Source organism: Burkholderia sp. Ac-20379 (assembly GCF_017104645.1).
Lineage (GTDB): Bacteria > Pseudomonadota > Gammaproteobacteria > Burkholderiales > Burkholderiaceae > Burkholderia.
Genome location: NZ_JAAGPF010000350.1, coordinates 1 through 7,554 on the forward strand (window position 1 = coordinate 1; position 7,554 = coordinate 7,554).

Genomic DNA, 7,554 nt, shown 5'->3' on the forward strand with positions numbered 1-7,554 from the left:
AGCCGGCGCGGCGCTGGTGGGCGGCTTCGGCGGCGCGCCCGAGGCGGCGTTCGCGGCCTATCGCTCGCCGAACCCGTCGGCGCATGCGCTGGCGGCCACCACCAACGCGAAATTCGTGGTGCCCGACAAGGTCACGCCGTACAAGGACGTGACCACCTACAACAACTTCTACGAATTCGGCACGGACAAGGGCGATCCCGCGCAGAACGCCGGCTCGCTGCGGCCGCGGCCGTGGCGCGTCAGCGTCGAGGGCGCGGTGAAGGCGCCGAAGGTCTACGACATCGACGAGCTGCTGAAGCTCGCGCCGCTCGAGGAGCGCGTCTATCGGCACCGTTGCGTCGAGGGCTGGTCGATGGTGATTCCGTGGATCGGCATTCCGCTCGCCGAGCTGATTCGGCGCGTGCAGCCGGCCCCGAACGCCAAATACGTGCAGTTCGTCACGCTGGCCGATCCGTCGCAGATGCCGGGGCTGTCGGAGCCGATCCTCGACTGGCCCTACTCGGAGGGGCTGCGGCTCGACGAGGCGATGAACCCGCTCGCGTTGCTGACGATGGGCGTCTACGGGCAGGTGCTGCCGAACCAGAACGGCGCGCCGGTGCGGCTCGTGGTGCCGTGGAAATACGGCTTCAAGAGCGCCAAGTCGATCGTGAAGATCCGCTTCGTCGAGCAGCAGCCGAAAACCAGCTGGAACACCTACGCCCCCACCGAATACGGCTTTTATTCGAACGTGAACCCGGAAGTCGATCACCCGCGCTGGAGCCAGGCTACCGAGCGGCGCATCGGCGAGGACGGCTTCTTCACGCCGAAGCGCAAGACGCTGATGTTCAACGGCTACGGCGATCTGGTCGCGTCGATGTATCGCGGCATGGATCTGCGCAAGAACTTCTAGGCGGCGCAGGGTGGACGACAAACTGCAGACGCCGGCCGGCGGCGCGAACCGCCGGGCCGGGGCATCGGTGGCGCCCGCCGCGCCGCGCTGGGTGCGCGTGGTCAAACCGCTGGTGTTCCTCGCCGGGCTGTTTCCGCTCGCACGGCTCGTGGCGCTCGGCTTCACGGGCGGGCTCGGCGCGAACCCGGTGGAGTTCGTCACGCGCTCGACCGGGCTCTGGACGCTCGTGATCCTCTGCGTGACGCTGGCCGTCACGCCGCTGCGGCGCATCGCCGGGCTGAACGCGCTGCTGCGCCTGCGGCGCATGATCGGCCTGTTCGCGTTTTTCTACGCCGCGCTGCATTTCACGACGTACTTCTGGTTCGACAAGTGGTTCGATCTCGGGGCGATCCTGCGCGACGTGGTCAAGCGGCCGTTCATCACGGTCGGCTTCGCGGCGTTCGTGCTGCTGATGCCGCTTGCGCTGACCTCGCCGCGCGCGATGGTGCGCCGGCTCGGCCGGAACTGGCAGCGGCTGCATCGGCTGATCTACGCGATCGCGCTGCTCGCGATCCTGCACTTCTGGTGGATGCGGGCCGGCAAGCACGATCTCGCGCTGCCGAAGCTCTATGGCGCGATCGTGCTGGTGCTGCTCGGCTGGCGCGTGGCCACGGCGCTGCTCGGGCCGCGCCGCGAAGCGCCTTGAAGCGGCCCGGGCCGCCATGAAAAAAGCGACGCAAGCCGGAGGGCCTGCGTCGCTTTTTTCGATGGCGCGGATGCCGGGCGGGCCCGGCAGCGCTTATTCCGCGTCGGGCAGGATCGCCTCGTTGCCGAACAGGTTTTCCATCGTCTCGCGCGGGCGCACGAGAAACGCGTTGACGCCGTCGACCATCACCTCGGCCGCGCGCGGGCGCGTGTTGTAGTTCGAGCTCATGACGAAGCCGTAGGCGCCGGCCGAGCGGATCGCGAGCAGATCGCCGGGCGCGATCGCCAGCGTGCGCTCGCGGCCGAGCCAGTCGCCGCTTTCGCAGACGGGGCCGACCACGTCGTACACGGCGCTCGCGTGCCCGCTGGTTTCCTTGACGGGCACGATCGCGTGATACGCCTCGTACATCGCCGGGCGCGCGAGATCGTTCATTGCCGCATCGACGATCGCGAAGTTCTTCTCCTCGCCCGGCTTCAGGAATTCGACGCGCGTGAGCAGGATGCCGGCATTGCCCGTCAGCGAGCGGCCCGGCTCGAAATACACCTCGCGCTGGCCGTGGCCGCGCGCATCGAGCTTCTCGAACAGCGCCGCGACGAACACGCCGATCTCGGGCGGCGTCTCGTCCGAATAGGTGATGCCGAGGCCGCCGCCGATGTCGATGTGATGGATCGGCGTGCCGTCCGCTTCGATCTGTTCGACGAGGTCGAGCACCTTGTCGAGCGCGTCGAGGTAGGGGCTCAGCTCGGTGATCTGCGAGCCGATGTGGCAATCGATGCCGACCACCGAGAGGTTCGGCAGCTTGGCCGCGGCGCGGTACGTCTCGCGCGCGTCGGCGAACGCCACGCCGAACTTGTTCGCCTTCAGGCCGGTGGAAATGTACGGATGCGTTTTCGGATCGACGTCGGGGTTCACGCGCAGCGACACCGGCGCGCGCTTGCCGAGCGAGCCGGCCACGTCGTTGAGGCGGTCGAGTTCGGGAATCGATTCGACGTTGAAGCATTTGACGCCGGCTTCGAGCGCGATGCGCATTTCGTCCGCGTTCTTGCCCACGCCCGAGAACACCACGTTTTCCGCCTTGCCGCCGGCGGCCAGCACGCGCGCCAGCTCGCCGCCCGACACGATGTCGAAGCCCGCGCCGAGCCGCGCGAACACGTTCAGCACGCCGAGGTTGCTGTTCGCTTTCACGGCGACGTGAACCGCCGCGCGGCGGCCCTCGCAGGCTTTCGCGTAGGCCTGATAGGCGGCCGTCAGCGCGGCGCGCGAATAGACGTAGAGCGGCGTGTCGAAGTGGTCGGCGAGCTTGTCGACGGGGATGCCTTCGGCGTGCAGCGTGCCGTTGACGTAATCAAATGCGGGGTGAGTCATCCGGAATCATCGAGTGGGATTGGCGGCGGACGCCGGGGCCGGCGCGGAGAGCGCGGGCGAAAGCTGCAGGGACGTGCCCGGAGCGCCGGCGGCATCGGAGGCCGCGTCGGACGTGTCCGGCTGTGAGCCGGGTTGCGTTTCGAGGACGGGCTTCGGGGGCAGCGGCGGCACGGTGGGCAGATAGAGCGCGCCGCGTTGACCGCAGCCGGCGAGCGCCAAAGCCGCTACAATCGCGCTCATCTGGAAAACGACACGCATGATCGTCCCTAAACAATTGAATCGACAGAGTTTAGCATGAGCGATACCGAATACCTGACCCGCGCCGAGGCCGTTCTGGCGGCCGTCGAGCGCTGCGTGGACACCGCCAACGAAGGCGATCTCGACATCGATCTGGGCCGCAACGGCAGCGTCGTCACGCTGAGTTTCGAGAACGGCACGAAGATCATCATCAACCTGCAGCCGCCGATGAAGGAAGTGTGGATCGCCGCGAAATCGGGCGGTTTCCACTACCGCTACGTCGACGGCGCCTGGCGCGACACGCGCTCGGGCGACGAGTTCTTCGAGGCGCTCACGCGCTACGCGAGCGAGCAGGCCGGCGAGCCGGTGCCGTTCAGCGCCTGAGCGCGGCGCACCATGAAAAAGAGCGACCCGCGGGTCGCTCTTTTGCTTGGCGGCAGCCGGGGGCGCGCCCCGGCCGGCCTCAGTTGCCGCCTTCGAACAGATTCATGATGTCCTTGCGTTCCTGCGGATCGACTTGCGGGATCGAGGCATCCGTCGGCGCGGCGGCCTGCGCCACGCCGACCGTCGAGACGAAGCCGTGGCCCGGCGTGAACTCGCTGAAATACAGCTCGCCGCCGATGTCGGTCACGTCGTCCGGCTTGTCCGCCTTGTACATCGGCACGTTCTTCAGCGACGGCCCCATGTAGTCGATCCAGACCGGCAGCGCGAGCCCGCCGCCGGTTTCGCGGTCGCCCAGGCTGCGCGGGTTGTCGTAGCCGATCCAGGCGATCGCGGCCAGCGTGTGCTGGAAGCCCGCGAACCAGGCGTCGCGCGAATCGTTGGTGGTGCCGGTCTTGCCGCCGATGTCGGTGCGCTTGAGCTCGTTGGTCTTCGCGCCCGTGCCGTGCTGCGCGACGCTCTGCAGCAGGCTGTTCATCACGTAGGCGTTGCGTGCGTCGATCGCGCGCGGCGCGTTCTGCTCGGCCACCAGCGGCTGGGCGCGCGCCACGACGTTGCCGCTCGCGTCGGTGATCTCGCTGATCACGAACGGATTGACGCGATAGCCGCCGTTGGCGAACACCGAATAGGCGCCGGCCATCTGCAGCGGCGTGACGAGGCCCGCGCCGAGCGCCATCGGCAGGTAGGCCGGGTGACGCTCGGCATCGAAGCCGAAGCGCGTGATGTACTGTTGGGCGTACTTGGTGCCGATGTCGTTGAGGATGCGGATCGACACCAGATTGCGCGAGCGCATCAGCGCCCGGCGCATCGGCTCGGGGCCGTCGAAGCCGCCGCCGTAGTTCTTCGGCTCCCAGGGCTGGCCGCCCGTTTCGGCGGCGCTGAAGTAGAGCGGGCCGTCGTTGATGATGGTCGCCGGCCCGAGGCCCTTGTCGAGCGAGGCCGAATAGATGAACGGCTTGAAGCTCGAACCCGGCTGCCGCCACGCCTGCGTGACGTGGTTGAACTTGTTCTTGTTGAAGTCGAAGCCGCCCACCATCGAACGGATCGCGCCGTTCTGCGGGACGATCGAGACGAACGCGCCCTCGATCTGCGGCAACTGCGTGATCGTCCAGCCGCCGCTGTCGTTCTTCATCACGCGCACGATCGCGCCGGGGCGGATCTTGCGGTTCGGTTGCGCGTTCGCGGCCAGCGACACCGCCGCGAAGCGCAGATCGGCGCCGCTCACGGCGGCGCTGCTGCCGTCCATGAAGCTGATCTGGATCTGCTTCGGATTCGCATCGGTGACGACGGCCGAGATCAGCTCGCCGTTGTCGGGGTGGTCGAGCAGGGCATCGTCGATCGCCTGCTCGCGTTGCGTCGGATCGGCGGGCAGCTCGATGAACGCTTCCGGGCCGCGATAGCCGTGACGGCGGTCGTAATCCATCAGGCCGCGGCGCAGCGCCTGATAGGCGAGCGTCTGGTCGGCCGAATCGACGGTGGTGATGACGTTGAAGCCGCGCGTGTAGGTTTCGTCCTTGTACTGCGCATACATCATCTGCCGGACCATTTCCGCGATGTACTCGGCATGCACGCTGTACTCGCGCGTCGCGCTCTTGACCACGAGCGGCTGCGCCACGGCTTCGTCGTACTGGTCGCGCGTGATGAAGTTCAGTTCGAGCATGCGCTGCAGGATGTACTGCTGGCGCACCTTCGCGCGCTTCGGATTGACCACCGGGTTGTAGGCCGACGGCGCCTTCGGCAGCCCGGCCAGCATCGCGGCCTCGGCCAGCGTCAGATCCTTGAGGTCCTTGCCGAAATAGACGTGCGCGGCGCTCGCGAAGCCGTACGCGCGCTGGCCGAGATAGATCTGATTCATGTACACCTCGAGAATCTGATCCTTCGTCAGCGCGCGCTCGATCCGGTACGCGAGCAGCATCTCGTAGATCTTGCGCGTGTAGGTTTTCTCGCTCGACAGGAAGAAGTTGCGCGCGACCTGCATCGTGATCGTGCTGGCGCCCTGCGTGGCGTGGCCGTTGGTCAGCGCCACCACGCCGGCGCGCGCGATGCCGGTCAGATCGACGCCGCCGTGTTCGTAGAAGCGTGCGTCCTCGATCGCGAGGATCGCCTTCTTCAGCGAATCGGGCACGTCCTGGATATGGACGATGTCGCGGCGCTCCTCGCCGAATTCGCCGATCAGCACGTGATCGGACGTGTAGATCCGCAGCGGCACCTTGGGCCGGTAGTCGGTCAGCGCGTCGAGCGACGGCATGTTCGGCCACGCGACCACGAGCGCGTAGCCGAGCACGAGGCCCGCGCACACCACGGCCGCCACGCACAGCCCGACCAGGGCGAGCAGCAGCTTCAGCCACCACGGCCGCTTGCGCGGCGGCGGCGGGGGAGGCGGTGGCGGCGGCTCCGCAGCCGGCGGGGGCGGAGGCGGCTGGGGCGGTTCGCCGGCCGACGGCGTCTCGCCGGCCGGGCGCCAGGTCGGTTCGCTCGCCAGCGGCGGCGTCGTGGGATTCGTGGGTTGCATAGGCATACCGGAAAACGGACACGCGATTATAAACGCCCGGTATGCACGTTCATGGTGCCTGGCCGAACGGACAGGACGACGGGGGATGTCGCCGGTTCGATGGCCATCCGGCCGACTGTTCGCGGTGCGGGCCGCTCGCGAGAATGGTTGTCGAGCCGCGCCCCTGCCGCGCGGCGCCAGGGAGGACCGATGGCGAGATACCGACGATGGATGGCCGGGCGGCGCGTAGCCGCCGGAATCGATGTGGGGCGCGACGCGGTGCGCGTGGCGTTCGTGAGCCGGCGCCGCAATACGCCGACGATCGAGGCGCTGGAAGTGCAGCCGTATGCACAGCCGTGCGACTTGGCGGGCCGTGATTGGTCGTGTGTGACGCAGGCGCTGGGCGCGATCGTCGAGCGTACGGCGGCGCGTTTGCCGGTGCGCGGCATGTCGGCCGTGATGGCGCTGCCGCCGTGCGAGGTGGCGATGTCCTCGCTCGATCCGCGCATTGCCGCGCAGGGCCCGGTGGCGCGGGCTGTGCATGCCGAGGCCGAGCGCGTGACCGGGTTGCCGAGCGAGGCGCTGTCGATCGACTGGTGTGTCAACGACATCCTCTATCCGGGCCGCTTGCTGGTGGCTTCGGCCGAGCGCGTGCGCATCGAATTGCGCGTCGAAGCGGCATCGGCTGCGGGTTTCCTGCTGACCGGCATCGACGGCGAGCCCTATGCGGCGCTGCGCGCGATCCGGCAGGTCGCCTGCGGCGAAATCGCTCCGGCGCAGGCCTATGCGGCGCTCTGGATCGGCGAGGGCAGCGTGGACGCGTGGCGTGTCGAGGGGCTGGCCGTCACCGCGCATCTGCGCATGCCGTCGCCCGAATACACCGATTGGGTCGACCTGCTGCGCGATCTGGCAAGCCGGGGCGAATTGCATTACGCGTATGTGGGCGGGGCGGGCGAACCGAGGGCGATCGACGGTGCGCCGCCGCCCGAGTGCGCGACGATCGGCGATTTGCTCGGCTGCCTCGTGCTGCCGTTCGATTGCGCCGTGTATTGCGCGACCGGCGAGCGCCACGCGGTGCCGCCAGGCGGCGCGGGCGGCCGATTCGCGGTGGCGTTCGGTCTGGGCCTGCGAGGCGTGTGCGAATGAGCGCGCCGCGGCGGGTGTTGCCCGCGCAGGCGCTGGCACGCGATGCGACGCGGCGGCGTGCATGGCTTGGCGGTTTCAATCTGCTGCCCTACCGGCAACGCGATGCGAGGTTGGCACGCCGCCGTCGGGTGGCGGAATTCGCCGGAGCGGCCGGGTTCGGTTTCGTCTGCGCCGCGTTGGCCTGCGCCATACAGATGGCCGAGCGCGTGCGGCTCGATGGGCAACGCGCGGCGATCGAAACGCAGCTTGCCGCGTGGGCGCCGCGCGTGCGTCTGGCCGAGGCGGCGGTACAGGCGCGCG

7 protein-coding genes and 1 pseudogene are annotated in these 7,554 nt (G+C 68.5%); 5 read left to right on the forward strand and 3 right to left on the reverse strand.

The features are described from left to right. Both msrP and msrQ read left to right on the forward strand, forming a co-directional pair. Window positions 1-889 (forward strand): protein-methionine-sulfoxide reductase catalytic subunit MsrP (msrP, locus tag G3N92_RS28540; RefSeq protein WP_206130928.1); only part of this gene is annotated, 889 nt, incomplete at its 5' end. A 22-nt stretch (window positions 890-911) separates the two neighbouring features. Then, window positions 912-1,574, forward strand: a complete 663-nt coding sequence (msrQ, locus tag G3N92_RS28545) for a protein-methionine-sulfoxide reductase heme-binding subunit MsrQ (protein ID WP_241015073.1) — start codon at window positions 912-914, stop codon at window positions 1,572-1,574. 93 nt (window positions 1,575-1,667) lie between these two features. Here msrQ and lysA read toward each other — a convergent pair whose 3' ends face one another. Further along, entirely contained in the window at window positions 1,668-2,939 is a 1,272-nt protein-coding gene (gene lysA / locus G3N92_RS28550; RefSeq protein ID WP_206130930.1) for a diaminopimelate decarboxylase, read from the reverse strand. Window positions 2,940-2,945: 6 nt separating this feature from the next. Continuing rightward, window positions 2,946-3,197, reverse strand: coding sequence for a lipoprotein (locus G3N92_RS28555; RefSeq protein ID WP_206130931.1), 252 nt, complete (start codon window positions 3,195-3,197; stop codon window positions 2,946-2,948). Between the two features lie 36 nt (window positions 3,198-3,233). Between G3N92_RS28555 and cyaY the strand changes: the two genes are divergently transcribed. After that, window positions 3,234-3,560, forward strand: a complete 327-nt coding sequence (gene cyaY, locus G3N92_RS28560) for an iron donor protein CyaY (RefSeq protein WP_206130932.1) — start codon at window positions 3,234-3,236, stop codon at window positions 3,558-3,560. 79 nt (window positions 3,561-3,639) lie between these two features. On the opposite strand, the gene G3N92_RS28565 is transcribed toward cyaY, so the two are convergent. Beyond that, window positions 3,640-6,135, reverse strand: coding sequence for a penicillin-binding protein 1A (locus tag G3N92_RS28565; RefSeq protein ID WP_206130933.1), 2,496 nt, complete (start codon window positions 6,133-6,135; stop codon window positions 3,640-3,642). A gap of 237 nt (window positions 6,136-6,372) precedes the next feature. On the opposite strand from G3N92_RS28565, the gene G3N92_RS28570 reads away from it, so the two are divergent. Beyond that, on the forward strand, window positions 6,373-7,254 hold the full coding sequence (locus tag G3N92_RS28570) for a hypothetical protein (RefSeq protein ID WP_339385828.1): 882 nt from the start codon (window positions 6,373-6,375) through the stop codon (window positions 7,252-7,254). Continuing rightward, window positions 7,251-7,554 (forward strand): annotated as a pseudogene (locus G3N92_RS35145) (pilus assembly protein PilN); the annotation flags it as partial. The gene G3N92_RS28570 and the pseudogene G3N92_RS35145, both read left to right, overlap by 4 nt.

Coding starts and splice junctions, on each gene's coding strand:
- cyaY (WP_206130932.1), top strand. CDS start 3,234: ATGAGCGATACCGAATACCTGACCCGCGCCGAGGCCGTTCTGGCGGCC.
- G3N92_RS28565 (WP_206130933.1), bottom strand. CDS start 6,135: ATGCCTATGCAACCCACGAATCCCACGACGCCGCCGCTGGCGAGCGAA.
- lysA (WP_206130930.1), bottom strand. CDS start 2,939: ATGACTCACCCCGCATTTGATTACGTCAACGGCACGCTGCACGCCGAA.
- G3N92_RS28555 (WP_206130931.1), bottom strand. CDS start 3,197: ATGCGTGTCGTTTTCCAGATGAGCGCGATTGTAGCGGCTTTGGCGCTC.